Origin of the sequence: Mesorhizobium sp. WSM3860, assembly GCF_002294995.1 — a bacterium.
In the GTDB taxonomy this organism is placed as follows: domain Bacteria; phylum Pseudomonadota; class Alphaproteobacteria; order Rhizobiales; family Rhizobiaceae; genus Mesorhizobium.
This window is the reverse complement of the sequence record NZ_NSGF01000002.1, coordinates 432,657-456,389: the sequence shown is the minus strand read 5'-3', so window position 1 is coordinate 456,389 and position 23,733 is coordinate 432,657. Positions and strand designations below refer to the sequence as shown.

The window sequence follows — 23,733 nt, the reverse complement described above, 5'->3', positions numbered from 1 at the left end:
ACATCCGAGGGCGAAGCAGGAGCGAAGCTCCGTCGCGAAGACCCTAGGATGACGACGTGATGGATGTTTCGGCTAATCACCAGCCCTGTAGACCGACAACCTGACCATCCTCAAAACGCTCGCCGGTGATTAGTCGACGCGGACGGTCTTGCCCGTCTTCGCAGACTCCAAAGCGGCATCCGCGAGCTTCAAGGCGACCAGTCCGTCCTTGCCGCTCGGCGCCGCCTTCTTGCCAGCAGTCGCGGCGGCAATGAAGGCAGCGATCTCGTTGGCATAGGCGTCAATGTAGCGGGTCATGAAGAAGTCGTGCAGCGGCGGGCGCGTGTAGCCCTTGTCGTTGGCGAGCTCGATCGACACCGGCCGCTGGTTCTCGGCCGCGACCATGCCTTTCGAGCCATGCACCTCGATGCGCTGGTCGTAGCCATAGGTGGCGCGGCGCGAATTGGAGATGACGGCCTGCTTGCCGGAAGCCGTTTCCAGGATGACGCTGACGGAATCGAAATCGCCCGCTTCGCCGATCTTCTTGTCGACCAGCACCGAGGCGTGCGCGCTGACGGCCACCGGCTCTTCGCCGAGCAGGAAGCGCGCCATGTCGAAATCATGGATGGTCATATCGCGAAAAATGCCGCCGGATCGCGCGATGTAGTCGAGCGGCGGTGCGCCCGGATCGCGCGAGGTGATGGTGACCATCTCGACATCGCCGATGGCGCCGTCGTCGATCGCCTTGCGGACGGCGGCGAAATGCGGGTCGAAGCGGCGGTTGAAGCCGACCATCAGCGTAGCATTGGCCTTCGCGACCACGGCCAGGCACTGCTCGACGCGCTTGACGTCGAGGTCGATCGGCTTCTCGCAGAAGATCGCCTTGCCGGCCTTGGCGAAGCGCTCAATCAGGTCGGCATGAGTGTCGGTCGGGGTGCAGATGATGACGGCCTCGATGTCCTTGGCCTGCTCGATGGCGTCGATGCTGCGCACCTCGGCGCCATAGGCGGTGGCAAGCTCCGTCGCCGCTTTCTCGAAGGCGTCCGCCACGGCCACCAGTTTGGCCTGCGGGTTGGAGGCAACGGCGCGCGCATGTACCTTGCCGATACGGCCGGCGCCGAGAAGAGCGAAGCGGAGAGTCATGGAATGTCCTTTGAGGTGATTCAGAAACTTGTCCGCGCCCGTTCGGCGCGGGTGATTAGTCATCCCGTCATGGCGCCTCGTCAGGCGGCCTGAAGCTCCGCCTGGCCGGTCTTGGCGCCGGTGATGTAAGCCACGATGTCGTTGCCGTCGGTGTCCTGCTTGCGCAAATTGGCAACGATGCGGCCGCGCCGGAAGACGACGATGCGGTCGACCAGGTCGAACACCTGGCGCATGTTGTGGCTGATCAGGATCAGCGGCTCGCCGTTCTCCTTCAGCGTGCGGATGATGTTTTCGACCTGCGCCGTCTCCTGCACGCCGAGCGCCGCCGTCGGCTCGTCCATGATGATCAGCTTGGAAGCGAAGGTCGCGGTCCTGGCGATCGCCACGCATTGGCGCTGCCCGCCCGACATGTGGCGGATGGTGCTGGAGAGGTTCGGGATCTTCACCGCGGTGCGGATCAGCGCCGCCTCGGTCGCCCTGCGCATCGCCTTGCGGTCGAGGATCGAGAAGGGGCCGAGGTTGAACAGCACCTTCTCGCGGCCGAGGAAGAGGTTCGACGGCACGTCGAGGTCGTCGGCCAGAGCGAGGTTCTGGAACACGGTCTCGATGCCCGCCTCGCGCGCCTCGATCGGGCCGGCGAAATTCACTTCCTTGCCGTCGAACCAGATCTTGCCGTCGGTGCGCTGCTCGACGCCGGTGATCTGGCGCACGAAAGTCGACTTGCCGGCGCCGTTGTCGCCCATGATGGCGACATGCTCGCCCTTGCGCAGCTCGAAATTCGCCTCCTGCAGGGCGTGCACGCCGCCATAATGCTTGGTGAGGTTTTCGGTTTTCAGAACGATGTCGGACATGGTCAAGCTCCTATCGCCCGGCGGCGTTGGCGCCATTGATCGAGAACGACTGCGCCGACGATGATCACGCCCTTGACCATCTCCTGGTAGTAAGCGTCGAGGCGCAGGAAGGTGAAGCCGGAGATGATGACGCCGAAGATCAGCGAGCCGATCACCGTGCCTATAATAGACCCGCGGCCGCCCGAGAGCGAGACGCCGCCGATGACCGCCATGGCGATGGCGTCGAGCTCGTACATCACGCCCATGCCGGCCTGGGCGGTGAGGTTCTTGGAGGAGAGCACCACCGCGGCGATCGAGGCGAGGATGCCGGCAATCACATAGACCAGCACCTTGTGGTTGGCGATCTTGATGCCGGACATGCGCGCGGCATCCTCGTTGGAGCCGATGGCGTAACAGTGCTTGCCGTATCGGGTGTAACTCAGGATGAGCTGGAACAGGATCGCCAGTGAAATGAAGATGATGACCGGCATCAGCCCCTTGCCGATGGCCGCGAAGCTGTCGGTCGGGAACGAGATCGGCTGGCCCTTCGACCACCATTTGGCGATGCCGCGCGCCGTGACCATCATGCCGAGCGTGGCGATGAACGGCGGAATGCGGGTGTAGGCGATCAGGGCCCCGTTGATCAGGCCGGCAATCAGGCCGCAGCCGATCGCGACCAACAGCGGCACGATGACCGGCAGGTCGGTCCAGCCATAGGCGATGAACATCGCCTTCGGATTGGGATTGCCGTTGACGGTCGCAACCTGCGCGAAACTCATGGCGATCATGGCGGTGGCGCCGACGATCGAGCCCGAGGACAGGTCGATGCCGCCGCAGATGATGACCTGCGTGACGCCGATGGCGATGATGCCGACGATCGACACCTGCAGGATGATGATCTGCAGCCGTTGCTCGTTGAAGATAGCATCGACGTTTTCGCGGGTGTTGAAGAGGAAGCTGTCGCCGAGGAAGACGCGGCCGATCAGCTCGAACGCGCCGACCAGGATGACCAGCGCCAGGAACACGTTGAACTCGGCAGGCCAGGGGCGCTTCTTGGCGTCATAGCTCAGCCCGCCAATGCCATGCGATGTCTGTGACACGTCTTCTTCCTCCGAATGACCGCGCCCGCTCTCCCGCCCGGTGGGGCGGGAGAAGGAAGGGAACGACGCTGCTCTGTCTGCAGCCGATTTCAGCCAGCTCGATGCGTCGGAGCGCCGCTCCAGATTTGTCCTCACGCAAGTCCGTACGGAAAACTTCCGCTGGAATTGCGTTGGCGCGGCCTCAGTTCTTCTTCAGGAACTTGTCGATGTTCGCCGGCGTCACGAGCTGGAAGGGGATATAGACCTTGTGCTCCACCTTCTCGCCCTTGGAGAGCTTCAGCGCCGCATCGAGCGCGCCGGCGCCCTGGCCGGCCGCGTCCTGGAAGACGGTGACGTCGAGATCGCCCGCCTGCATCGCGGCCAGCGCATCCTGGGTGGCGTCGACGCCGCCGACCACGACCGACTTCATGTCGATATTGGCGGCCTTCATCGCTTGGATCGCGCCGATGGCGCTTTCGTCGTTGTTGGCGATGACGCCGTCGAACGGCTTGCCGGACGACAGCCAGTTGGTCATCAGATTCTGCGCTTCGTCACGCTTCCAGTTCGAGGTCTGCTTGTCGATGATCTTGATGAAGCTGCAGTCCGGCGTGGCAATCACGTCGTCGATATCCTTGGTGCGCTGCACCGCCGCCTGATTGGAGAGCTCGCCCATGATCACATAGACATTTGCTTCCTTCTTGCCGGCTTCCTTGAACAGGCGGCACACCTCCTTGGTCTCGAGCGTGCCGGACTCGGCTTCGTTCGAGGCGACGAAAGCCTGGTTGTCGGGCAGCTTGTCGACATTGACCGGCTCGCGGTTGACATAGACCAGCGGGATCTTGGCCGCGGCCGCCGCATCCGACATCGCCTGAGTGGCCGAAGTGTCGACCGGGTTGACGATGATCGCGTCGACGCCCGAAGCGGCGAAGTTCTTGATCTGGTCGAGCTGCTTGGCCACGTCGTTCTGCGCATCCTCGACCTGCAGTTCGACGCCGTCCATGCCCTTGGCCTGGGCGATCATGCCGTTGCGCAGCACAGTCAGGAAATTGTCGTCGAAAAGAGCCATCGAGACGCCGATCTTGGCGGCGAAGGCGGACGAACACATCAGCGCCGAAAGCGCGACGCCCAAAAGCAGTTTCTTCATTTTAGTTTCTCCTCCACTTGGTGTCCGGCTGCACCGATTGAACCGGAATCCCCGCTCATTCCGGGGAATCTCTCCCATGGCCCTTCCGGCGGCGTTTTCCTCGCATAATGGAACGCCTGGTCCTCTGTTTGAAACAGATGTTCCGGAACGAAAGAACCAAAATACCCAGTTGGTGAAATATTTATTCCATTTCGCTTGCAGCCGTCAAGGGAGATTCGAAATGGACGTGCCGGTTTTTCGATGGAGGCAAGCGTGCAGCGCCCTCGCGGTCGGGCAGGCAAACGTTCTGCGGCGGAATCCTGGGCGATTTCACGTCGCGAAAGAATTCCATCAGCCTGATGGATCACATCATTCCAACGCGCGGCGGCTTAGATGTTTTCCGGCAGATAGATGTCGAAGGGGAGAAAAGTCTGGCCGGGCGCATTGGCGGCGCCGCTCTCGATGGCATGCGCCATCAGCCCGACAAGCTCGCGGCAGAGCGCCGCCAGCGGGGTCGAGATCACCATGGTGAGAATGTTGTCGGCGAGTGCGGCGCGCGATTCGGCGTTGATCTCGTTGCAGATGACCACCGGCATATGCGCCGGCTTCGCCGCCCTCAACGCCGCGACCGCGCCCTCCATGCCGCCGCCGGCGACATAGCAGCCGGCAAGGTCGGGATGCCGGGCCAGAAGATCGAGCATCGCATCATGCGTCACCTGGTTGGCCTCCAGGTTGACCAGCGTCTCCATGACCGTGAAATCCGGCGCATGCTCGCGAAAATAGGAGCGGAAGCCGATCTCGCGCAGCTCGTGGCCATGGAAGCGGTGGCTGCCGACGAAAAGCGCGACCTTGCCTGGCTTCCTGGCCGCCTTGGCGATCATCCAGGCTGCGGTGCGTCCGACCTTGCGGTTGTCGAGCCCGACATAGCCTTCGCGGATGCCGGCGGCGAAGTCGGACAGCAGCGAAAAGACCGGCTGCCCTCGCGCCTTCAGCGCTTCCACCACCGCCGTCAGGGTCGGATGGTCCGGACCGACCACGGCGATGGCGCTGGATTTGGCTGCCAGCTTGCGCATCTGGGCGGCGATCTCATCGGGCGCCAGCGAAGCGGCGAAGTCGATCGTCGCAGTGCCCCGGAAACGTTGCGATTGCGAGACCGCAAGCTCCAGCTCACGCGCGAAATCGCCGTAGAAAACGTCATTGCCCCGCAGCAGCAGGAAGCCGAGACGGTACTCGGGCAATTCCTGGCGCATGCGTTGCCTGATCAGGCCGGCGGCGTGATAGCCGATGTCGGTCGCCGCCTCGTAGACGCGGCGCGCCGTCTCCTCGCGCACCGGCAGGCGATTGTTCAGCACCCGGTCGACCGTGGCGACGCTGAAGCCGGAAACGCGCGCGAGATCGGTGATTGTCGGCCGCTTTGCCATGAGCGCTCCATCACTTGCCTGACTCAGATTAGCTCATTCTGATAGAAAATGATAGAATCTATCTTTGTGACATTGAGGCTATCATGGCTTGGCGCTATGGTGAAGTCGAAGCCAGCCATAGGCGAGGCGCGGCATTGCCGAGGGCCATTCGCCAGGTGCTGATGGAGGAACCCGCAATGACGGCAATCTCGTCTCCGGCGCCGTCCGGACGCGACTACAGCCTGACCGGCCGCGACGCCAAGCGGGCGGTTGAGAACGGGCTTTCGGCGGCCGAGTGGTACCATACGGAGATCCCGCGCAAGCAGATGAAGGAGCTGATGCAGCGCTCCGACCAGCCGGCGATCCGCGACACCATCATCTGGCTCGGTGCGCTGATCCTCAGCGGTGCAGGCGGCGCCTGGTTCTGGGGCAGCTGGTGGTGCGTGCCGTTCTTCTTTGCGTATGGCACGCTCTACGGTTCCTCGACCGACTCCCGCTGGCACGAATGCGGCCACGGCACGGCCTTCCGCACCCAATGGATGAACGATGCGGTCTACCAGCTCGCCTGCTTCATGATCATGCGCAATCCGGTGACCTGGCGCTGGAGCCATGCGCGCCACCACACCGACACCATCATCGTCGGCCGCGACCCGGAGATCGCCGTCATGCGACCGCCGGACCTTTTGCGTGTTGTGCTGAATTTTTTCGGCATGCTCGATGCCTGGCATGCAATGACCGACATGGTGCGCAATGCCGCCGGCATCATCAGCGCCGCGGAAAAGACCTTCATTCCGGAACAGGAGCAGCCCAGCGCCATTCGCATTGCCCGTATTTGGCTCGCCATTTATGTCGCGACCTTTGTGCTGGCGCTCTATCTGCATTCATGGCTGCCGCTGATGCTTGTCGGCCTGCCCCGCCTCTACGGCGCCTGGCATCACGTCATGACCGGGCTGCTGCAGCATGGCGGGCTGGCCGACAATGTCATCGACCATCGGCTGAACAGCCGCACCGTTTACATGAACCCGATCAGCCGGTTCATCTACTGGAACATGAACTACCATGTGGAGCACCACATGTTCCCGATGGTGCCCTACCACGCGCTGCCGAAGCTGCATGAGATGATCAAGCACGACCTGCCGGCGCCGACGCCGTCGATCCTGGCCGGCTACCGCGAGATGATCCCCGCCTTCCTGCGCCAGCTGCGCAACGAGGACTACTTCCTCAAGCGCGAGCTGCCGCCGACGGCAAAGCCCTATCGGGAAGAGCTGCACAACGACAATCCGGTAGCGGCCGCGGCCGAGTGAGCGGATCCGACACAAGCGACAACGAAGAATTTCGCCGGAGGACGACATGAGCGACTGGGTCGAGGCCTGCGCGGCCGGAGACATCGACGAAGAGGACGTGATGCGGTTCGATCACGCCGGCCGCACCTATGCCATCTATCGCAGCCCGGAGGACGAGTATTTCGCGACCGACGGCCTGTGCTCGCATGAGAAGGTGCATCTGGCCGATGGGCTGGTGATGGACGACATCATCGAATGTCCGAAACACAATGGCCGCTTCAACTACAAGACCGGCGACGCGCGCGGCGCGCCGGTCTGCGTCAATCTCAAGACCTATCCGGTCAAGGTCGACGCCGGCAAAGTCCTCATTCAGGTCGGGTGACGGCGGTGGCGGGAGGAATGGTCATCATCGGCGCCGGCGAATGCGGCGGGCGCGCTGCGCTCACCTTGCGCGACCTCGGTTTCGACGGGCCAGTGACGCTGGTCGGCGACGAGCCGCATCTGCCCTATGAACGGCCGCCGCTGTCGAAGGAGGCGATGACCAGCGAGGCGCCCCTCATCAAGGCGATCGCCAGCGACGAGCTTCTGGGCGAACGCTCGATCCGCCACATCCATTCCGTTCGGGCCGTCGCGATCGACCGCGCCGCGCATCTCGTGCGCCTCTCCGACGGCTCTTCGCTTGCCTATGACAAGCTGCTGCTCGCGACCGGGTCCGTGCCGCGCAAGCTGCCGATGCCGGGTCTGGGCGGCCGTTGCGTTTATCTCAGGACCTTCAACGACGCGCTCGCCATCCGCGCCCATCTCAAGCCGGAGAACCGCGTCGCCATCATCGGCGGTGGTTTCATCGGCCTCGAGCTTGCCGCTTCGGCGCGCAAGCTCGGCGCCACGGTCGCGGTGCTGGAGGCGCAGCCGCGCATCCTGATGCGCGGCGTGCCGGCCGAGATCGCGGAAGTCATTCATAAGGCGCATGAGGCCGAAGGCGCGAAGGTGCTTACCGGCCAAGGCATCACGGCGATCGCCGATGACGGCACAAGAGTTCGCATCACGCTTGCCGACGGGCAGGAAATTGTCGCCGATTTTGCCGTGATCGGCATCGGCGCCGTGCCGGTGACGGCGCTCGCCGCCGAAGCAGGACTGGCGATCGACAACGGTATCGCCGTCGACGGGAACCTGCGCAGCGCGGATCCGGATGTTTTTGCGGCCGGCGACTGCTGCTCGTTCCCGCTCGCCGTCTATGGCGGCCGGCGCGTGCGGCTGGAAGCCTGGCGCAACGCGCAGGAGCAGGGCGCGCTCGCCGCGAAGAACATGCTGGGCGCCAACGAGGCGCATGCCGCGGTGCCGTGGTTCTGGTCGGATCAATATGGGCTTACGCTGCAGATCGCCGGACTTTCGGACGAGGGCCGCTCGACCGTACGGCGCGACCTCGACGACGGCGCCTTCATTCTGTTCCACCTGGCCGAGGACGGCAGGCTGGTCGCCGCCAGCGGCATCGGCCCCGGCAATGCGGTGGCGCGCGACATAAGGTTGGCCGAGATGCTGATCGCCAAGCGGGCGATGCCCGCGCCTGAGGCGCTCGGCTCGCAATCGGTCAAGCTGAAGTCGCTGCTGGCGGCGTAGACCCGAATAATCGCTGGAACCGAGGGGATCCACGGACATGGCACGCAACAGACCGACCGTCGCCGATTTGCAATCGCTGAAGGGTAAGCGCCAGCTTTCGAAGCTGCGCGTTTTCTCGCTGGAGGAGGCCGAGGCCGCCGAGCGTGCCGGCATCGACCTCATCTCGGTCCCCTACGATCTTATGTTCGACCCGCGTTTTCGCGACGCCGCGCCCACCTGCTTTGCCATTCCCGGCGACGAACGCATCAAGCTGGGTGCAACCACCGACGAGATCCTGCGCATGGCGGTGAAGCTGCGCGCGGCCAGCGCTGACGCCATGTATTGCTCGGCCAGCTTGCAGACCATCCGCCGGCTGCGCGACGAGCATATTCCGGTCTGCGGTCATGTCGGGCTGATCCCGGCGCACGCGACCTGGACCGGCGGCTTCAAGGCGGTCGGCAAGACGGCCGAGAGCGCCGCCCTCGTCTGGAAGCAGGTCAAGGACCTCGAAGCGGCCGGTGCCTTCGCCGCCGAGATCGAAGTTGTGCCGGCCGCGGTTGCAAGCGCGATCTCGCGGCGGACGCCGCTGATCATGATCTCGATGGGTGCAGGCGCCGGCTGCGATGCGCAATATCTGTTCTCGGAAGACGTGCTCGGCAGCAATCGCGGCCATTATCCGCGCCATGCCAAGCGCTACCGCGACTTCGCGGCGGAATTCGACCGCCTGCAGAGCGAGCGCATCGCCGCCTTCCGCGAATATGCCGACGATATTCGGTCGGGCGCCTATCCGGAGCCGCGGCACATGGTCGAGGCGGATGCCGAGGAAATGCGCAAGTTCGAGGCGTTTCTCGTCTCGGAAGGCTACTGAGCCACCCGGCTCAGCCCGCTAGAACAGCGTCTTCAGCTCGTCCAGCTTGTCGTTGACCAGCCAACCGTAATAATTCTCCTCGGGCAGCTTTTCCGGTTCCCCGGCGGCGCGACGCTTCTCGTTCTCCTCCTCCAACGCATAGGCGCGCTGCTCGGGGTTGCCGACATTGTAGAGCGTGGCGGTCAGGCCCGGATTGTGCGAGATGTCGAAGCCGGCGATGCTTTTGTAGGCGTCGATCGATTTCCTGATGGTCGCAGCGACGTAAGGCAGCGTGAGGTCGGGATCCATGATGGTCTTGTAGACCGTGTTCGGGTCGTTGACGTCGAGTTCGGGCAGGCCGGAGACCTCGTGCACGAGATCGCTCATCTGCAGCGCCGTCAGCGGGTTCAACTGGCCGAGTCCGAAAGTCTGGCCGGCATAGTAGGGTTGGAAGAAAGTGGCGCCGAAGCGGTCGTTAGGGAAGCTGGTCCCGCCGACTGTCTTGCCGCGGAAGGAATGGTTCCACACCTGCTCGCGGCATTCCCAAAGATCGTAGCTGTCGGTTATGCCGGCGCATTTCTGGAATTGCGGCCGCTCAACGAAATCGCTGACGTCCTCCCCTTCATAAGCAAAGGTGAGCTTGCTCGACAGGTAGGACATCGCCTTGACGTAATAGGTCTGCAGCCGATCATAGGCGTCCACATTATAGGTGTGCTCGCCGACGATGGCGCCGACGATGTGCATCGGATCGATGCCATAGGCGGCCGCCACTTTCCTGATCTTGGCGCGCAGCTCGGCATCGTTCTGCAGCAGCGCGTAGACCTTGCGATACTTGGCCTGGAAGCTGGTGTTGGTAGCCTGGGTGCGCCGGCTGGAAGCGCCCGGAATATCCGGCTGCACGCTGTTGCGATTGCCCGGCGGCACCATGGTCGCCGCGTTCGCCGTTGCCACCGCCGCGGCCAATGCCAGGCCAACAAAAAGAAGTATGCGTTTCTTCATCCACCGCCGCCTTCAAGTCGGCGGCAAACTAGGTAAAGCGCATGGGAGAGTCGAGACGAGGCAAGCCTCCGACGGGACGAAAGCTGGCCAGATGGTACCATCTGGCCACACATCGCCGGGCTTCGCCTGTTAGAGGATGAACCGTGACAGGTCGGTGTTGCGCGAGAGATCGCCGACATGCTTCTGCACGTATTCGGCATCGATGGTGACCGCCGTGCCGTGGCGGTCCGGCGCGTCGTAGGAAATCTCGTCCAGCACCCGCTCCATCACCGTCTGCAGCCGTCTGGCGCCGATGTTCTCGACATTGGCGTTGAGGTCGACGGCAATGCCGGCGAGCGAATCGATGGCGTCGTCGGTGAAAGCCAACTCGACGCCCTCGGTCTTCATCAGCGCAATATACTGCTTGATGAGGCTGGCCTCCGTTTCGGTGAGGATGCGGACGAAATCCTGCTTCTCCAGCGCACGCAGTTCGACGCGGATCGGCAAGCGGCCCTGCAGCTCCGGAAGCAGGTCCGAAGGCTTGGAGACGTGGAAGGCGCCCGAGGCGATGAAAAGAATATGGTCCGTCTTGATCGGCCCGTATTTGGTCGCAACGGTGGTGCCTTCGACCAGCGGCAGCAGATCGCGCTGAACGCCTTCACGCGAGGGGCCGCCCGAAATGTCGCTCCTGGCCGCGATCTTATCGATCTCGTCCAGGAACACGATGCCGTCATTCTCCGCTGATTCCAGCGCCCGGCGAACCACCTCGTCCTGGTCGAGTAGCTTGTCGGACTCGTCACTGATCAGAAGCGCGTAGGATTCCTTGACCGTCGTCTTGCGGGTCTTGGTCTTCCTGCCGCCCATCGCCTTCGACAGCATGTCGTTGATGTTGAGCACGCCGATATTGGCGCCCGGCATGCCGGGGATCTCGAAGCCTGGCATGCCGCCAGTGCCGGTGTCCGCCACCTCGATCTCGATCTCCTTGTCGTCGAGCTCACCGTCGCGCAGCCGCTTGCGGAAGCTGTCGCGCGTGGCCGGGCTCGCGGTCTTGCCGACCAAGGCTTCGAGCACGCGCTCTTCGGCGTTGATGTGGGCGCGCGCATTGACGTCCTCGCGCATCTTCTCGCGCGTCAGCCCGATGGCGACCTCGACGAGATCGCGCACGATCTGCTCGACGTCGCGGCCGACATAGCCGACCTCGGTGAACTTGGTGGCCTCGACCTTGACGAAAGGCGCGCCGGCCAGCCGCGCCAGGCGGCGCGAGATCTCGGTCTTGCCGACGCCGGTCGGGCCGATCATCAGGATGTTCTTGGGCATCACCTCTTCGCGCATCTGGCCGTCCAGCTGCTGGCGGCGCCAGCGGTTGCGCAAGGCGATCGCCACGGCGCGCTTGGCGTCTTTTTGGCCGATGATGAAGCGGTCGAGTTCCGAAACGATTTCGCGGGGAGAAAAGGTGCTCATATTACTCAAATTCCACTTTGCCACTGCCTGATGGACTCGAACGGATGCAGCAGCATGATCACGTTGAGCGTCAGATTGTCCCGGATGATGTAGCCCGTGCCGAACTCGAAAATGAGCGCCAGGGCCACGATCACCCATATAGGGAGCTTTCGCGCCATCACAAATCCGAGCGCCATGAACAGCGTGTCGGACACCGAATTGATGATGCTGTCGCCGTAGTAGTTGAGAGAGATAGTGCCGGCGCGGTAGCGGTCGATGATGTAGGGGCTGTTTTCCAGGACTTCCCAGCCGCCTTCGATGAGGACGGCGAAAGCCAGCCTCAGCCCGACCGGCGAGCGCGGGAACAGAGCCCAGGCCAGCGCATAGAACAGGAAGCCGTGGATGATGTGCGAGAAGGTGTACCAGTCGGCGATGTGCTGGGAATTCTCCGAGCTGTTCACCACACCGTGCCAGAGCTTGACGTAGCCGCAGGTGCAGATCGGCGGATGGCCCATGCCGTAGAGGATGCCGGCCTGGAAAACGACCAGAGCCAGCACCAGCAGCAATCCCATGCGCCAGCTGTCTTCATAGGCAGAAAGCGTCTTGTCTTGCCCGGATGCGGTCATTGTGATCAGTCCCCCTCTTCTTTGTCGCTTTCGGCCGCATCGACGGCCATCAGCACGACGTCCCCATATTCCGAATGCCTGCGGCCGATCGGCCTGAAGCCGGCCTTTTCATAGGCACGGATGGCGCGGCCATTGTCGGGATGTGGATCGATGACGACGCGCGGCGCGCCTTCCTCGAACAGTTCCGCGACGAACTGGCGGACGATGGCCGAGCCATGGCCGATACCGACCAGGTCCGGCGGCCCGATCGACACATCGATGCCAAGCGTGCCGAATGGCTGGTCGGCGTAAGGATGGTCGTCCTCGAGATGCGGATCGTAGCTCTGCAGGTAGGCGATCGGCCTGCCGCCCAATTCGACGATCAGCGGCTCCACCGAAACCGAATCGATATGCTCGCGTATCTCGGCGATCTCCTTTTCCGGATCGCCCCACCATTCGGCGATATGCGGCTCGGCAAGCCAGCGGGCGATCATCGGCAGATCCTTTTGGGTGACCGGCCGAAAATCGTAGCTGTCTTCCTGTTCGACCATGATCTTTTCCAAAAACCGGTTCCCATTTTTTGGGATCATGGCCGGCCGCCTAGGCGGCATCGAGCGTTTCGACGACGAAGCTGCTGTTGGTGTAGACGCAAATATCGGCGGCGATCTGCATTGCCCTGCGGGCGATCTCCTCGGCGTGCTTGTCGGTGTCCATCAGCGCGCGGGCGGCGGCCAGCGCGTAGTTGCCGCCGGAGCCGATGGCCATGACGCCATGTTCCGGCTCGAGCACGTCACCGGTGCCGGTCAGTGCCAGCGAGACCGACTTGTCGGCGACCAGCATCATTGCCTCCAGGCGGCGCAGATAGCGGTCCGTGCGCCAGTCCTTGGCGAGCTCGACGCAGGCACGCGTCAGTTGGTCAGGATATTGTTCGAGCTTGGCTTCGAGGCGTTCGAGGAGGGTGAAGGCGTCGGCGGTGGCGCCGGCAAAACCGGCAATGACACTGCCGTCCTTGCCGATGCGTCGCACCTTGCGGGCGTTGCCCTTCATGATGGTCTGGCCAAGGCTGACCTGGCCGTCGCCGGCGATGACAACCTTGCTGCCCTTGCGCACGGTGACGATGGTCGTGGCGTGCATGGTCAGTTCATTCGACATTTCCTGCTCCGATTCGCGCTATCCCTCAAAGGCGATTGGCGCGGTACGAGTGACTTTGATCGGCCATATGTATGCATAGGGCGAGTGATTGCAAACCGTCCGACGGCAAGGCCGATACGGTCCGGAATGGCAACTGGCAATCGCCGGATCATGCTGATAGAAGGCTCTCGTTTTCAAGCCCGCGCCTCTGAACAGGACAGACTGATGCCGCCCCGTTCCGCAGAAATCAGCCGCAAGACCAAGGAAACCGAGATTTCCGTATCGGTTCATGTCGACGGCACGGGTAAATCCGACATTTCGACAGGTGTCGGCTTCTTCGACCATATGCTCGATCAGCTGTCGCGTCATTCGCTGATCGACATGACGATCGAGGCCAAAGGCGATCTTCACATCGACGACCATCACACGGTCGAGGATACCGGCATTGCGATCGGCCAGGCGCTGAGCAAGGCTTTGGGGGAGCGGCGCGGCATCATGCGCTATGCCTCGATCGACCTGGCCATGGACGAGACGCTGACCCGGGCGGCGATTGACGTTTCCGGCAGGCCGTTCCTGGTCTGGAACGTTTCCTTCTCGTCGCCGAAGATCGGCACATTCGACACCGAGCTGGTGCGCGAATTCTTCCAGGCGCTGGCGCAGAATGCCGGCATCACGCTGCATGTGACCAACCACTACGGCGCCAACAACCATCATATCGCGGAAACCTGCTTCAAGGCCGTGGCCAGGGCGCTGCGCGTGGCGCTGGAGCCTGACCCGCGCCAGCCCGATGCGGTGCCGTCCACCAAGGGATCCCTGAAAGGATAACCCTATGGCCATCTATGTCGTGATGGAGCCGCCCGCGGGCGGCAACACGGAGGACGCCACCCTGGTGCGCGACAGCTTCACCTGGCTCGGCTTCCTGTTCTCGCCGATCTGGCTCGCCTGGCATCGCCTCTGGATCGAGGCCCTGCTCACCTTCGCGGCCATGGCGGCCCTCTCCATGCTCGGCGAGAAACTAAGCCTTGAATGGGCTGGATCGGCGCTCTCGCTGCTGGTGTCGCTCTATATCGGCTTCGAAGGGCAGGCCCTGCGGATCGCGGCGCTCCGCCGCCGCGGCTGGCGGGAATGGGGTGTCGTCGAGGCCGGCAGGCTCGGCGATGCCGAGGTCCGTCACGCGCTCGAAGCCAACGAGCGCGCGCAGGACCAGTCGCCGATGCCGCACATCGTGCCCGACACCAACCTGGCGCGGCCGGCTCAGACGGGCATGGCGCTGGGGCTGACCCATACGCCGGGAAGGCCCTGACATGCGGGTTGCGATCATCGACTATGGGTCGGGCAATCTGCGCTCGGCCACCAAGGCCTTCGAGCGCGCCGCGCATGAAGCGGGCATCGCAGCGACCATCGATCTCACGGCGGACGCCGAGCGGGTGCGCAGCGCCGACCGCATCGTCCTGCCGGGCGTCGGCGCCTATGCCGACTGCGCGGCCGGCCTGCATTCAGTGGCCGGCATGTGGGAAGCGGTGGAAGAGGCGGCGCTTCGCAAAGGGCGGCCGTTCCTCGGCATCTGCGTCGGCATGCAACTGATGTCGGAACGCGGGCTGGAAAAGACCGTCACTAAGGGTTTTGGCTGGATTGCCGGCGACGTCAAGGAAATCACGCCCAAGGATCCGGCACTGAAAATCCCGCAGATCGGCTGGAATACGATCGAGCTCGCGCGCAAGCATCCGCTGTTTTCGGGCATCGAGACCGGTCCGAAAGGGCTGCACGCCTATTTCGTCCATTCCTATCACCTGGAGGCGAGGAACCCGGCCGAAGTGGTGGCGACGGCCGACTATGGCGGCGCGGTGACGGCGGCCGTTGCCCGCGACAACTTTGCCGGCACGCAGTTCCATCCCGAGAAAAGCCAGGCGCTCGGCCTGGCGCTGATCACCAATTTCCTCAATTGGAGGCCCTGAATGAGCAAGAAGGGCTACTGGATCGCCATGATCGATGTCCGCGACCCGGACACCTACAAGAAATACATCGAGGCCAACGCAAAGGCCTTCGCCAAATTTGGCGCGAAGTTTCCTGTTCGGGCCGGCCGCCATACCGACCCGGAGGGGGCAACGGGAAACCGCCATGTCGTGGTGGAGTTCGACTCTTACGAGAGGGCGCTCGCCTGCTATGAGTCGCCCGAGTACCAGGAAGCCTTGAAATTCCGGCTGGCGGCATCGACCGGCCACTTCGCCATCGTCGAGGGCGCCTGATCGTGATCCTGTTTCCGGCAATAGACCTCAAGGACGGCAAATGCGTGCGCCTGAAGCACGGCGACATGGCAACCGCCACCATCTACAACGATGACCCGGCGGCCCAGGCAAGAGCCTTCGAAGAGCAAGGCTTCGAATGGCTGCACGTCGTCGACCTCAACGGGGCCTTCAAGGGCCAGAGCGTCAATTCCGCGGCGGTCGGCGCCATCCTCAAGGCGACGAAGAACCCGGTGCAGCTCGGCGGCGGCATCCGCACGCTGGCGCAGATCGAGGACTGGCTGGACCGCGGCCTGGCGCGGGTCATCCTTGGCACCGTTGCGGTGCGGGAGCCCGAACTGGTCAAGGAGGCCTGCAAGACCTTTCCCGGCAAGGTAGCTGTCGGCATCGACGCCAAGGGCGGCAAGGTGGCGGTCGAGGGCTGGGCCGAAGCCTCGGAACTCGGCGTCATCGAATTGGCCAAAAAATTCGAAGGCGCGGGCGTGGCCGCCATCATCTACACCGACATCGACCGCGACGGCGTGCTCTCCGGCATCAACTGGGATGCCACCATCGACCTCGCCGAGGCGGTGTCGATCCCGGTGATCGCTTCCGGCGGATTGGCCTCGATTGCCGACATCGTGCGTATGACCATGCCCGATGCGAAGCGCCTGGAGGGCGCGATCTCCGGCCGCGCGCTCTATGACGGACGCATCGACCCGGCGGAGGCGCTCGCCATCCTGCGCGGCAACCACGCGGAGGCACGAGCGTGAACATCTCGATCATCCTGGCGTCCTATGACAGCGGCCACTTTCACGGCCGCTGCGGGCAAGGCCCCGATGCGCTGATCTCCGGCGGACTGGCCGAGGCGCTGAAGCTTGCCGGTCACGACGTCGAGGTGCGCGACATCGGCAAGGTCGTCGAGGACGAGCAGGAGCGCGAGATCGGCACGGGATTTGCCGTCTGCAACACCGTTTCGGGCGAGGTCCGCATCGCGCTGGACAATGGCCGGTTTCCCATCGTTCTGGCCGGCAACTGCCTGACCAGCGCAGGCGCGGTGGCCGGTGAAGGCGCGGACGCCATCATCTGGGCCGACCAGCATGGCGACCTCAACACGCCCGAAACCTCCGCCTCGGGCTTCCTCGACGGCATGGCGCTGGCAACCGCGCTTGGCTTGTGCTGGCGGCGCATGGCGGCGCAGATTCCCGGCTTCAAGCCGATCGAGCCGGCCCGCTGCGTCCTGGTCAACGCACGCGACCTCGATCCGGCCGAGACAGAGCTTTTGCAGGAGCTGCCGATCATTCGTACCGAGTGTCCGGACTGGGCAGCCGCCGCGGCGAAGCTGAAGGCCACGGGTGCGGAGCGCATTCATATGCATGTCGACCTCGACGTGCATGATCCGGAAAAACTGCAGGCCAATCGCTACGCAACGCCTGGCGGCCCGGCGCCGGAGCAGGTCCGCACCGCGATGTGCGGCCTTGCCGGCCCGCTCAGCATCGCCGGACTTACCATTTCCGCCTACGATCCGGCGTTCGACCCGAAGGGCGAGGTGCCGCCGCAGGTCGGCGAGCTGGTGGTCGACCTTTTGTCGACCATGGAGGGGCGCTGATGCTGAAAGCCCGCGTCATTCCCTGTCTCGACGTCAAGAACGGCCGCGTGGTCAAGGGCGTCAATTTCGTCGACCTGGTCGATGCCGGCGATCCGGTCGAGGCCGCCAAGGCCTATGACGCGGCGGGCGCCGACGAGCTCTGCTTCCTCGACATCACCGCATCGTCCGACAATCGCGAGACGATCTTCGACGTGGTCGCCCGCACGGCCGAACAATGTTTCATGCCGCTCACCGTCGGCGGCGGCGTGCGCCAGGTGGCCGACATTCGAAGGCTGCTTCTGGCCGGCGCAGACAAGGTATCGATCAACACGGCGGCAGTGAAGAACCCGGATTTCGTCGCGGAAGCTGCCGACAAGTTCGGCAACCAGTGCATTGTCGTCGCCATCGACGCCAAGAAAGTATCGGCGGCCGGCGAGGCCGACCGCTGGGAGATCTTCACGCATGGCGGGCGCGAGAAGACCGGCATCGACGCGGTCGAGTTCGCCAGGAAGATGGTCGATCGCGGCGCCGGCGAGATCCTGCTGACCTCCATGGACCGCGACGGCACCAAGGCCGGCTACGACATCGCGCTGACCCGCGCGATCGCCGATGCCGTGCGTGTGCCGGTCATCGCTTCGGGCGGCGTCGGCACGCTTGATCACATGGTCGAAGGCATCCGCGACGGCCATGCCGGCGCCGTGCTTGCCGCCTCGATCTTTCATTTCGGCACCTACACCATCGCCGAGGCCAAGGCGCATATGGCGGGCGCCGGCCTGCCGGTGCGGCTGGACTCGACTGTGCATCGGACTTAAACCACTGCTATGGCTGAATTTTCGCTCGCCGAGCTGGAAACGATAATCCATCAGCGCGCCCATTCCGGCGACCCGGAGTCATGGACGGCGAAACTGTTCGCCAAGGGTATGGACAAGGCGGCGCAGAAGCTCGGCGAGGAAGCGGTCGAGGCCGTGATCGCCGCCGTTCGCGGCGACAGGCAGGCGCTCGTTTCGGAAAGCGCCGATCTTCTGTATCATTGGCTGGTCGTCCTCGGGATCGCGGGCATTCCGCTGGCGGACGTGCTGAAGGAGCTCGAGGGCCGCACCGGCCGCTCGGGCGTCGCCGAAAAGGCGTCCCGGTCCCGGGGCTGACCGCTAAAGACGGATAGAGCATGATGTCGTCCGAAAACCGCTCCACACTTTTCGGCATCATGCTCTAGGAGGGCAGGAGACTCGATGGACCAGCTTGCTCCGACCGAGAAATACTCCCCCTTTCGTTTCTTCTCGGCCGAGCAATGGTCGCAGTTCCGCGCCGACACGCCGCTCACGCTGACCGAGGACGAGATCGACCGGCTGCGTTCGCTCAACGACCCGGTCGACCTCGAAGAGGTCAAGCGCATCTATCTCTCGCTTTCCCGTCTGCTTTCGGCGCATGTCGAGGCGAGCCAGCTGCTGTTCAGGCAGCGCCAGGCCTTCTTCAACGCGCAGGATGTCGTCAAGACGCCCTTCATCATCGGCATCGCCGGCTCGGTCGCGGTCGGCAAATCGACCACGGCGCGCGTGCTCAAGGAACTGCTGGCGCGCTGGCCGTCGAGCCCGAAGGTCGATCTCATCACCACCGACGGCTTCCTCTTGCCGAACGAGATCCTGCGCCGCAACAATCTGATGGAGCGCAAGGGCTTTCCCGAAAGCTACGACGTCGGCGCCCTGCTCCGCTTCCTGTCCGGCATCAAGTCGGCGCAGCGCGACGTCCGGGCACCGGTCTACTCGCACCTGACCTACGACGTCATTCCGGGCGAGTTCGTCACCATCGACAGGCCGGACATTTTGATCTTCGAAGGCATCAATGTTTTGCAGCCGGGCAAGCTGCCGAAGGACGGCAAGATCGTGCCGTTCTTGTCGGATTTCTTCGACTTCGCCATCTATATCGATGCCGACGAGAAGCTGATACACCAGTGGTACACCCAGCGCTTCATGCGGCTGCGTGAGACTGCCTTCCGCAACCCGGACTCCTTCTTCCACCGCTATTCGCAGCTCTCGGAGGATGCCGCCCGCGCCATCGCCGAGGGCCTGTGGAGCAACATCAACCTGAAGAACCTGCGCGAAAATATCCTGCCGACCAGGGCGCGCGCCGATCTCATCCTGCGCAAAGGCGCCAACCACCTGGTCGAAGAGGTGGCGTTGCGGAAACTCTGATCCAATCCGGCGGACCGGCAGCAGTCCTAAAGCGCATCGCGCTGGCGCCGATTCAGGCGACGCGCTTTCCAATCTTTGTCCTGATCGGCGTCGGCTTCGACAAGCAGGCGGGTCTCAGCAGACCGTAGCGGCCGCCACGGGACGGTTGACGACTCCGATCGGCATGCTCGGCACGAGGCGACGGTCCGCAGGGATCAGCTTGCGAGCGACGATGTAAATCACACACACGACGATGACGGCGACATAGCCGTCTATGGCATAGTGCCATGCCAGATAGACCGAACTGACCGCAACAAAGGCCACGTAGAACAGAGCGAAGGCGCCGAGAAGGCGGCTGTATTCGCGCACGAACAATGCATTGAGCATCGCAAGACCGACGTGAACGCTTGGAAACGCCGAGATACCCGTGGCAAAGTCGGTCCGCTTGGCCTCATACAGCGACCATAGATATTGCTGGTAGGCCGCAGCGGAGTTGCTTGACGCAGCCCCGCGGGCCAGGAATGCAAGCTGTTCACCAAACCGCGCCGTGTCTCCCGTGACCGCGCCGTAAAATGCCGGACCCGCCGACAGGAACAGCGCCGCCAGGATGTTCCCGACGAGGATCCAGACTGCCATAAAGCAGGCGAGATAGCGCGTTCGGACCGATGCCACCATCGGCGATGTCGCGACGAAGAACAAGCCGACGAAATTCAGCAGAAACCAGAAGACGTTGTAGTTCCATTCTATTATGGCGCGCACCAGATCACTTTCGGCCACGGAGTAGAGCCAGCGCCATGGATCGGCGCCCAAATGGAGGAAAGCGTCGATGTCGGCGTGCAAGACATCGAATTGAAAACCGCCTTGCCAGGCTGACATTCCGTTTTTCACGGAAGTGAAATTGCCCTGAAAGATCATGAGCGCCATCAGAAGGCACAATCCCGATAGCGAGTATGCCAACCGCCCGGTGGAAAACACTCTTTTCGCAACCAAACGTCGCCGGGAATTGAAGCGATGTATAATGAGAATGGTGTCGGCAAGAATGGCTATTGTGGGCAGTGCGAAGCCGTTGAGAGAAATCCAGGACCCGAAATATATCGAGAAGGCGAGGCGGTCGGCGGCGCCAATCGCGTTCAGAAAGATCAGCCCAGCCAAAACGTAAATGACGATGGCCAGATAGAGACCCGAATCCCTGCGAACGAGTTGGGCTGCTTCCGTGACGATTGCCCACAGGCCGCGGAGGACCGAATAGCTTTCCGTCATTGCCGAGCCCCAAGCTGCAGTAGCTGCCCGTCCTTATGAGAAAAACTTGTAGATTTGGTTAGCTTGCGGGCACCGTTACCCGCCGCAGCGTAAGATTAATCCGGCCGCCATTCCTCAACAGCGCCGAGGTCGCGGGGTAGATACGGTCGACGCCGTGGAATGAGAGGCGCCCCTCGCCGCCGAGCACGACGACATCGCCGCTCTTCAGCCTGAACGACTTCGCGCCGCCTTCGCGCGTGGTCTGACCGACCCGGAACAGGCAGTCGTCGCCGAGCGACACCGAAACGACGGGTGCCGCGAAATCCTGCTCGTCGCGGTCCTGGTGCAGGCCCATCTTGGCCTCGCTCGAATAGAAATTGACGAGGCAGGCTTCCGGCGGATGCGGATAGGCCGCCACCTCGCGCCACACTTTCAGCAAGGCTTCGGGGATCGGCGGCCAGGGCGCGCCTGTCACCGGGTGCTCCGGCTGGTAGCGATATCCGCGCTCGCGGTCCGTCACCCAACCGAGCGCGCCGCAATTGGTCATGCGCACGCTCATCTCCTTGCCGGTGCGCGGCATGGCAGGCACATAGAGCGGCGCCGCCTGCACGATCCGCCTGATTTCCTCGACCAGCGCTTCCTGGTCCGTGCGCGGAAGATAGCCCGGCATATGGCGAACGCCCTTGGGCAGAACGAGCATGGGATTCGATCCGATCGGTTCGTCCGAGCATGCCACCGGCAGAACGGCTTCGCGACCTGAAAGCCGCCACCGTCGGATCTCGGCTCCTTAGTCGCTTTCGACCCGGCCGCGCAGCTTCTTCACCGTCGAGCGCCCGGCCTTGGTCTTGAGGCGCCGCTCGACGGCGCCCTTCGACGGCTTCGTCTTCTTGCGCGGCGGCGGCGGCGGCTCGGCCGCCTTGGCGACCAGTGCCGTCAACCTGGACCGCGCGTCGGCGCGATTCTGCTCCTGGGTGCGGAAACGCCCGGCTTCGATGACGATGACGCCATCTTTGGTGGCGCGCTGGCCGGCGAGCTTGATGGCGCGCTCCCGCACCCGCTCCGACAAGCCCGGCGCATTCGCGGCGTCGAAGCGCAGCTGGACGGCGGTCGCCACCTTGTTGACGTTCTGGCCGCCCGGGCCGGAAGAGCGGATGAAATCCTCGTGCAGGTCGTCCGGATGGATGACCGCGTCACTGGCGATGATGATCCTGTCGTCGGCATTCATGCGCACAGTCATGGCGCGGCGGCGGGAAAAAGAAAAGGCCCGGCCGAAGCCGGGCCGTGGGGGAAAGATGTTCGGAGCGGCAGCTATTCCGCCGCCTCCTGCAGGCGCGGTGCCGCGCCGCGGATGGCCGCGTCGACATGCGTTTCGAATTTCTCGAAGTTGGCGGCGAACATGTTGACCAGCTTGGAGGCCTGCCGGTCATAGGCCGCCTTGTCGGCCCAGGTCGAGCGCGGATCGAGAATGGCGCCGTCGACGCCCGGCACCGCCACCGGCACCTCGAAGCCGAAATTGGCGTCGGTGCGGAATTCGGCGGCACTGAGCGAGCCGTCGAGCGCCGCGCCGAGCAGGGCGCGCGTCACCTTGATCGGCATGCGACGGCCGGTGCCATAGGCGCCGTCGGTCCAGCCGGTGTTGACCAGCCAGCAATCGACGCCGTGGCCGGCGATCAGCTCACGCAGCAGATTGCCGTATTCTGACGGATGGCGCGGCATGAAGGGCGCGCCGAAGCAGGTCGAGAAGGTCGCCTCGGGCTCCGTGACGCCCTTTTCGGTTCCGGCGACCTTGGCGGTATAGCCGGAAAGGAAGTGATACATCGCCTGCGCCGGCGTCAGCCGGGCGATCGGCGGCATGACGCCGAAGGCGTCGGCCGTCAGCATGATGATGTTCTTCGGATGGCCGGCGCGGCCGGTCCTCGAGGCATTGGGAATGTAATCCAGCGGATAGGCGCAGCGCGTGTTCTCCGTCAGGCGGCCGTCGTCGAAATCCGGCACGCGGGCGTCGTCGAGAATCACATTCTCCAGCACCGTGCCGAAGCGCTGCGTGGTGGCGAATATCTCCGGCTCCGCCTCGGCCGACAGTCTGATCGTCTTGGCGTAGCAGCCGCCTTCGAAGTTGAAGATGCCGTGCGGCCCCCAGCCGTGCTCGTCGTCGCCGATCAGCGTGCGCGATGGATCGGCCGACAGTGTCGTCTTGCCTGTGCCGGAAAGGCCGAAGAAGACGGCCGCGTCGCCGGCGGGTCCCTCATTGGCCGAGCAATGCATCGGCATCACGCCTTTTTGCGGCAGCAGGTAGTTCAGCACGGTGAACACCGATTTCTTCATCTCGCCGGCATAGGACGTGCCGCCGATCAGCACGATCTTGCGGGTGAGATCGACCGCGATCACCGTCGCGGCGCGGGTGCCGTGGCGGGCCGGGTCGGCGCGGAAGGACGGCAGATCGATGATCGTCATCTGCGGCACGAAGCGGTCGAGCTCGGCGGCTTGCGGGCGGATCAGGAGATTGCGGATGAACAGCGAATGCCAGGCGAATTCCGTCACGACACGAACCGGCAGCTGGAACTCGGCGTCGGCGCCGCCGACGAGATCCTGCACATAGAGATCCTTGGCCGCAGCATGGGCGCGGAAATCGGCAAGGAGCGTCTCGAACTGCGCCGGCGAGATCGCCTTGTTGTTATCCCACCAGACATGCGGGGCGGTGCTGTCGTCACGCACGACGAACTTGTCCTTAGGCGAGCGTCCGGTGTGCTGGCCGGTTTCGGCAACCAGCGCGCCCTGCGCAGTCAATTTCGCCTCACCGCGGCCGATCGCTTCCTCATAGAGCTCGGCGGCGCCGAAATTATATCGCACCGTGCCCGTGGTCCTCAGGCCGATCGCGTCAATAGCGCAGTCGGGGTTGCGTTTGCCGGCTTCCGACATCAAATTTCCTCTCCGGATTTTGGCCGCGTCTGACCGGTCATTGCCGGAACGCGCAAGGGATTGAGATAGGGTCACAATCAGAAAAGGCGAATGATATCAAATCATTAATCGATTTAAAAAATTTGAAAGTTGTTTAAATCGTTTATATGTGCAAAAAATCGCA

The 23,733-nt window shown here is 63.5% G+C and carries 27 protein-coding genes; 13 read left to right on the top strand and 14 right to left on the bottom strand.

The features are described from left to right. Positions 1-129 precede the first annotated feature (129 nt). The 5 genes from iolG to CK220_RS06115 form a co-directional block, all read right to left on the bottom strand. Positions 130-1,122 (bottom strand): inositol 2-dehydrogenase, encoded by a 993-nt coding sequence (gene iolG, locus CK220_RS06135; protein ID WP_095810648.1) that lies wholly within the window; start codon positions 1,120-1,122, stop codon positions 130-132. A gap of 80 nt (positions 1,123-1,202) precedes the next feature. Beyond that, a complete protein-coding gene (locus CK220_RS06130) occupies positions 1,203-1,973 on the bottom strand; it encodes an ATP-binding cassette domain-containing protein (protein ID WP_067003269.1) in 771 nt (256 codons plus the stop codon). Positions 1,974-1,975: 2 nt separating this feature from the next. Further along, entirely contained in the window at positions 1,976-3,052 is a 1,077-nt protein-coding gene (locus tag CK220_RS06125) for an ABC transporter permease (protein ID WP_095810647.1), read from the bottom strand. A 181-nt stretch (positions 3,053-3,233) separates the two neighbouring features. Beyond that, positions 3,234-4,175: a sugar ABC transporter substrate-binding protein gene (locus tag CK220_RS06120; protein ID WP_095810646.1), complete on the bottom strand. Its 942-nt coding sequence runs from the start codon at positions 4,173-4,175 to the stop codon at positions 3,234-3,236. Positions 4,176-4,543: 368 nt separating this feature from the next. Further along, entirely contained in the window at positions 4,544-5,575 is a 1,032-nt protein-coding gene (locus CK220_RS06115) for a LacI family DNA-binding transcriptional regulator (RefSeq protein ID WP_095810645.1), read from the bottom strand. A gap of 176 nt (positions 5,576-5,751) precedes the next feature. Here CK220_RS06115 and CK220_RS06110 point away from each other — a divergent pair, with 176 nt between their 5' ends. Genes CK220_RS06110 through CK220_RS06095 form a run of 4 tightly spaced genes read left to right on the top strand, consistent with a single transcriptional unit; the run spans position 5,752 to position 9,301 of the window. Beyond that, positions 5,752-6,858, top strand: coding sequence for a fatty acid desaturase family protein (locus CK220_RS06110; RefSeq protein ID WP_095810756.1), 1,107 nt, complete (start codon positions 5,752-5,754; stop codon positions 6,856-6,858). A 46-nt stretch (positions 6,859-6,904) separates the two neighbouring features. Further along, positions 6,905-7,219: a MocE family 2Fe-2S type ferredoxin gene (locus CK220_RS06105; RefSeq protein WP_071100904.1), complete on the top strand. Its 315-nt coding sequence runs from the start codon at positions 6,905-6,907 to the stop codon at positions 7,217-7,219. A 17-nt stretch (positions 7,220-7,236) separates the two neighbouring features. Then, the gene (locus CK220_RS06100) at positions 7,237-8,454 is read left to right on the top strand and encodes an FAD-dependent oxidoreductase (RefSeq protein ID WP_176478998.1); all 1,218 of its coding nucleotides are present in this window, start codon (positions 7,237-7,239) and stop codon (positions 8,452-8,454) included. Between the two features lie 37 nt (positions 8,455-8,491). Next, a complete protein-coding gene (locus tag CK220_RS06095; protein ID WP_095810644.1) occupies positions 8,492-9,301 on the top strand; it encodes a 3-methyl-2-oxobutanoate hydroxymethyltransferase in 810 nt (269 codons plus the stop codon). 18 nt (positions 9,302-9,319) lie between these two features. Here the strand turns inward: CK220_RS06095 and CK220_RS06090 are convergent, their stop codons facing one another. From CK220_RS06090 to hslV, 5 genes are all read right to left on the bottom strand, one after another. After that, entirely contained in the window at positions 9,320-10,279 is a 960-nt protein-coding gene (locus CK220_RS06090) for a DUF1402 family protein (protein ID WP_095810643.1), read from the bottom strand. 129 nt (positions 10,280-10,408) lie between these two features. Beyond that, positions 10,409-11,719 carry an ATP-dependent protease ATPase subunit HslU gene (gene hslU, locus CK220_RS06085; RefSeq protein WP_095810642.1) on the bottom strand — a complete coding sequence of 437 codons (1,311 nt, stop codon included), beginning with the start codon at positions 11,717-11,719 and terminating at the stop codon, positions 10,409-10,411. Between the two features lie 5 nt (positions 11,720-11,724). Then, on the bottom strand, positions 11,725-12,324 hold the full coding sequence (locus CK220_RS06080) for a DUF2585 domain-containing protein (RefSeq protein ID WP_095810641.1): 600 nt from the start codon (positions 12,322-12,324) through the stop codon (positions 11,725-11,727). 5 nt (positions 12,325-12,329) lie between these two features. Continuing rightward, entirely contained in the window at positions 12,330-12,854 is a 525-nt protein-coding gene (locus CK220_RS06075) for a GNAT family N-acetyltransferase (protein ID WP_095810754.1), read from the bottom strand. A gap of 49 nt (positions 12,855-12,903) precedes the next feature. Further along, complete coding sequence (gene hslV, locus CK220_RS06070; RefSeq protein WP_095810640.1) at positions 12,904-13,455, bottom strand: ATP-dependent protease subunit HslV; 552 nt, start codon at positions 13,453-13,455, stop codon at positions 12,904-12,906. A 204-nt stretch (positions 13,456-13,659) separates the two neighbouring features. Here hslV and hisB point away from each other — a divergent pair, with 204 nt between their 5' ends. The 9 genes from hisB (at position 13,660) to coaA (ending at position 19,433) form a co-directional block, all read left to right on the top strand. Beyond that, the gene (gene hisB / locus CK220_RS06065; protein ID WP_095782136.1) at positions 13,660-14,259 is read left to right on the top strand and encodes an imidazoleglycerol-phosphate dehydratase HisB; all 600 of its coding nucleotides are present in this window, start codon (positions 13,660-13,662) and stop codon (positions 14,257-14,259) included. A 4-nt stretch (positions 14,260-14,263) separates the two neighbouring features. Further along, positions 14,264-14,737 (top strand): DUF2628 domain-containing protein, encoded by a 474-nt coding sequence (locus CK220_RS06060; RefSeq protein ID WP_095810639.1) that lies wholly within the window; start codon positions 14,264-14,266, stop codon positions 14,735-14,737. A 1-nt stretch (position 14,738) separates the two neighbouring features. Beyond that, positions 14,739-15,389: an imidazole glycerol phosphate synthase subunit HisH gene (hisH, locus tag CK220_RS06055; protein WP_095810638.1), complete on the top strand. Its 651-nt coding sequence runs from the start codon at positions 14,739-14,741 to the stop codon at positions 15,387-15,389. Further along, on the top strand, positions 15,390-15,680 hold the full coding sequence (locus tag CK220_RS06050; protein WP_095810637.1) for a DUF1330 domain-containing protein: 291 nt from the start codon (positions 15,390-15,392) through the stop codon (positions 15,678-15,680). Positions 15,681-15,682: 2 nt separating this feature from the next. Further along, entirely contained in the window at positions 15,683-16,429 is a 747-nt protein-coding gene (gene hisA, locus CK220_RS06045) for a 1-(5-phosphoribosyl)-5-[(5-phosphoribosylamino)methylideneamino]imidazole-4-carboxamide isomerase (RefSeq protein ID WP_095810636.1), read from the top strand. Beyond that, a complete protein-coding gene (locus tag CK220_RS06040) occupies positions 16,426-17,265 on the top strand; it encodes an arginase family protein (protein WP_095810635.1) in 840 nt (279 codons plus the stop codon). The genes hisA and CK220_RS06040 overlap by 4 nt, the downstream gene beginning before the upstream one ends. Beyond that, the gene (hisF, locus tag CK220_RS06035; protein ID WP_176479006.1) at positions 17,262-18,056 is read left to right on the top strand and encodes an imidazole glycerol phosphate synthase subunit HisF; all 795 of its coding nucleotides are present in this window, start codon (positions 17,262-17,264) and stop codon (positions 18,054-18,056) included. The genes CK220_RS06040 and hisF overlap by 4 nt, the downstream gene beginning before the upstream one ends. Before the next feature lie 9 nt (positions 18,057-18,065). Further along, complete coding sequence (locus tag CK220_RS06030) at positions 18,066-18,389, top strand: phosphoribosyl-ATP diphosphatase (RefSeq protein WP_095810633.1); 324 nt, start codon at positions 18,066-18,068, stop codon at positions 18,387-18,389. Positions 18,390-18,473: 84 nt separating this feature from the next. Then, positions 18,474-19,433: a type I pantothenate kinase gene (gene coaA / locus CK220_RS06025; RefSeq protein ID WP_067002907.1), complete on the top strand. Its 960-nt coding sequence runs from the start codon at positions 18,474-18,476 to the stop codon at positions 19,431-19,433. 114 nt (positions 19,434-19,547) lie between these two features. Here the strand turns inward: coaA and CK220_RS06020 are convergent, their stop codons facing one another. The 4 genes from CK220_RS06020 to CK220_RS06005 all read right to left on the bottom strand — a co-directional run bounded on the left by CK220_RS06020 (position 19,548) and on the right by CK220_RS06005 (position 23,570). Beyond that, complete coding sequence (locus CK220_RS06020; protein WP_095810632.1) at positions 19,548-20,672, bottom strand: phosphatase PAP2 family protein; 1,125 nt, start codon at positions 20,670-20,672, stop codon at positions 19,548-19,550. A 58-nt stretch (positions 20,673-20,730) separates the two neighbouring features. Further along, positions 20,731-21,351 (bottom strand): alpha-ketoglutarate-dependent dioxygenase AlkB, encoded by a 621-nt coding sequence (locus CK220_RS06015; protein ID WP_095810753.1) that lies wholly within the window; start codon positions 21,349-21,351, stop codon positions 20,731-20,733. Positions 21,352-21,438: 87 nt separating this feature from the next. Further along, positions 21,439-21,876, bottom strand: a complete 438-nt coding sequence (arfB, locus tag CK220_RS06010; protein WP_095810752.1) for an alternative ribosome rescue aminoacyl-tRNA hydrolase ArfB — start codon at positions 21,874-21,876, stop codon at positions 21,439-21,441. Positions 21,877-21,959: 83 nt separating this feature from the next. Then, complete coding sequence (locus tag CK220_RS06005; protein WP_095810631.1) at positions 21,960-23,570, bottom strand: phosphoenolpyruvate carboxykinase; 1,611 nt, start codon at positions 23,568-23,570, stop codon at positions 21,960-21,962. Between the last annotated feature and the right edge of the window lie 163 nt (positions 23,571-23,733).

What these genes read in the sequence shown, in the direction of transcription:
- CK220_RS06110 (WP_095810756.1), top strand. Translation starts at nt 5,752, where the DNA reads ATGACGGCAATCTCGTCTCCGGCGCCGTCCGGACGCGACTACAGCCTG.
- CK220_RS06075 (WP_095810754.1), bottom strand. Translation starts at nt 12,854, where the DNA reads ATGGTCGAACAGGAAGACAGCTACGATTTTCGGCCGGTCACCCAAAAG.
- CK220_RS06100 (WP_176478998.1), top strand. Translation starts at nt 7,237, where the DNA reads ATGGTCATCATCGGCGCCGGCGAATGCGGCGGGCGCGCTGCGCTCACC.
- hisH (WP_095810638.1), top strand. Translation starts at nt 14,739, where the DNA reads ATGCGGGTTGCGATCATCGACTATGGGTCGGGCAATCTGCGCTCGGCC.
- CK220_RS06015 (WP_095810753.1), bottom strand. Translation starts at nt 21,351, where the DNA reads ATGCTCGTTCTGCCCAAGGGCGTTCGCCATATGCCGGGCTATCTTCCG.
- hslV (WP_095810640.1), bottom strand. Translation starts at nt 13,455, where the DNA reads ATGTCGAATGAACTGACCATGCACGCCACGACCATCGTCACCGTGCGC.
- CK220_RS06120 (WP_095810646.1), bottom strand. Translation starts at nt 4,175, where the DNA reads ATGAAGAAACTGCTTTTGGGCGTCGCGCTTTCGGCGCTGATGTGTTCG.
- hisB (WP_095782136.1), top strand. Translation starts at nt 13,660, where the DNA reads ATGCCGCCCCGTTCCGCAGAAATCAGCCGCAAGACCAAGGAAACCGAG.
- iolG (WP_095810648.1), bottom strand. Translation starts at nt 1,122, where the DNA reads ATGACTCTCCGCTTCGCTCTTCTCGGCGCCGGCCGTATCGGCAAGGTA.
- CK220_RS06130 (WP_067003269.1), bottom strand. Translation starts at nt 1,973, where the DNA reads ATGTCCGACATCGTTCTGAAAACCGAAAACCTCACCAAGCATTATGGC.
- CK220_RS06105 (WP_071100904.1), top strand. Translation starts at nt 6,905, where the DNA reads ATGAGCGACTGGGTCGAGGCCTGCGCGGCCGGAGACATCGACGAAGAG.
- CK220_RS06005 (WP_095810631.1), bottom strand. Translation starts at nt 23,570, where the DNA reads ATGTCGGAAGCCGGCAAACGCAACCCCGACTGCGCTATTGACGCGATC.
- arfB (WP_095810752.1), bottom strand. Translation starts at nt 21,876, where the DNA reads ATGAATGCCGACGACAGGATCATCATCGCCAGTGACGCGGTCATCCAT.
- CK220_RS06080 (WP_095810641.1), bottom strand. Translation starts at nt 12,324, where the DNA reads ATGACCGCATCCGGGCAAGACAAGACGCTTTCTGCCTATGAAGACAGC.
- CK220_RS06060 (WP_095810639.1), top strand. Translation starts at nt 14,264, where the DNA reads ATGGCCATCTATGTCGTGATGGAGCCGCCCGCGGGCGGCAACACGGAG.
- CK220_RS06090 (WP_095810643.1), bottom strand. Translation starts at nt 10,279, where the DNA reads ATGAAGAAACGCATACTTCTTTTTGTTGGCCTGGCATTGGCCGCGGCG.
- CK220_RS06030 (WP_095810633.1), top strand. Translation starts at nt 18,066, where the DNA reads ATGGCTGAATTTTCGCTCGCCGAGCTGGAAACGATAATCCATCAGCGC.
- CK220_RS06050 (WP_095810637.1), top strand. Translation starts at nt 15,390, where the DNA reads ATGAGCAAGAAGGGCTACTGGATCGCCATGATCGATGTCCGCGACCCG.
- hslU (WP_095810642.1), bottom strand. Translation starts at nt 11,719, where the DNA reads ATGAGCACCTTTTCTCCCCGCGAAATCGTTTCGGAACTCGACCGCTTC.
- CK220_RS06020 (WP_095810632.1), bottom strand. Translation starts at nt 20,672, where the DNA reads ATGACGGAAAGCTATTCGGTCCTCCGCGGCCTGTGGGCAATCGTCACG.
- CK220_RS06115 (WP_095810645.1), bottom strand. Translation starts at nt 5,575, where the DNA reads ATGGCAAAGCGGCCGACAATCACCGATCTCGCGCGCGTTTCCGGCTTC.
- coaA (WP_067002907.1), top strand. Translation starts at nt 18,474, where the DNA reads ATGGACCAGCTTGCTCCGACCGAGAAATACTCCCCCTTTCGTTTCTTC.
- CK220_RS06095 (WP_095810644.1), top strand. Translation starts at nt 8,492, where the DNA reads ATGGCACGCAACAGACCGACCGTCGCCGATTTGCAATCGCTGAAGGGT.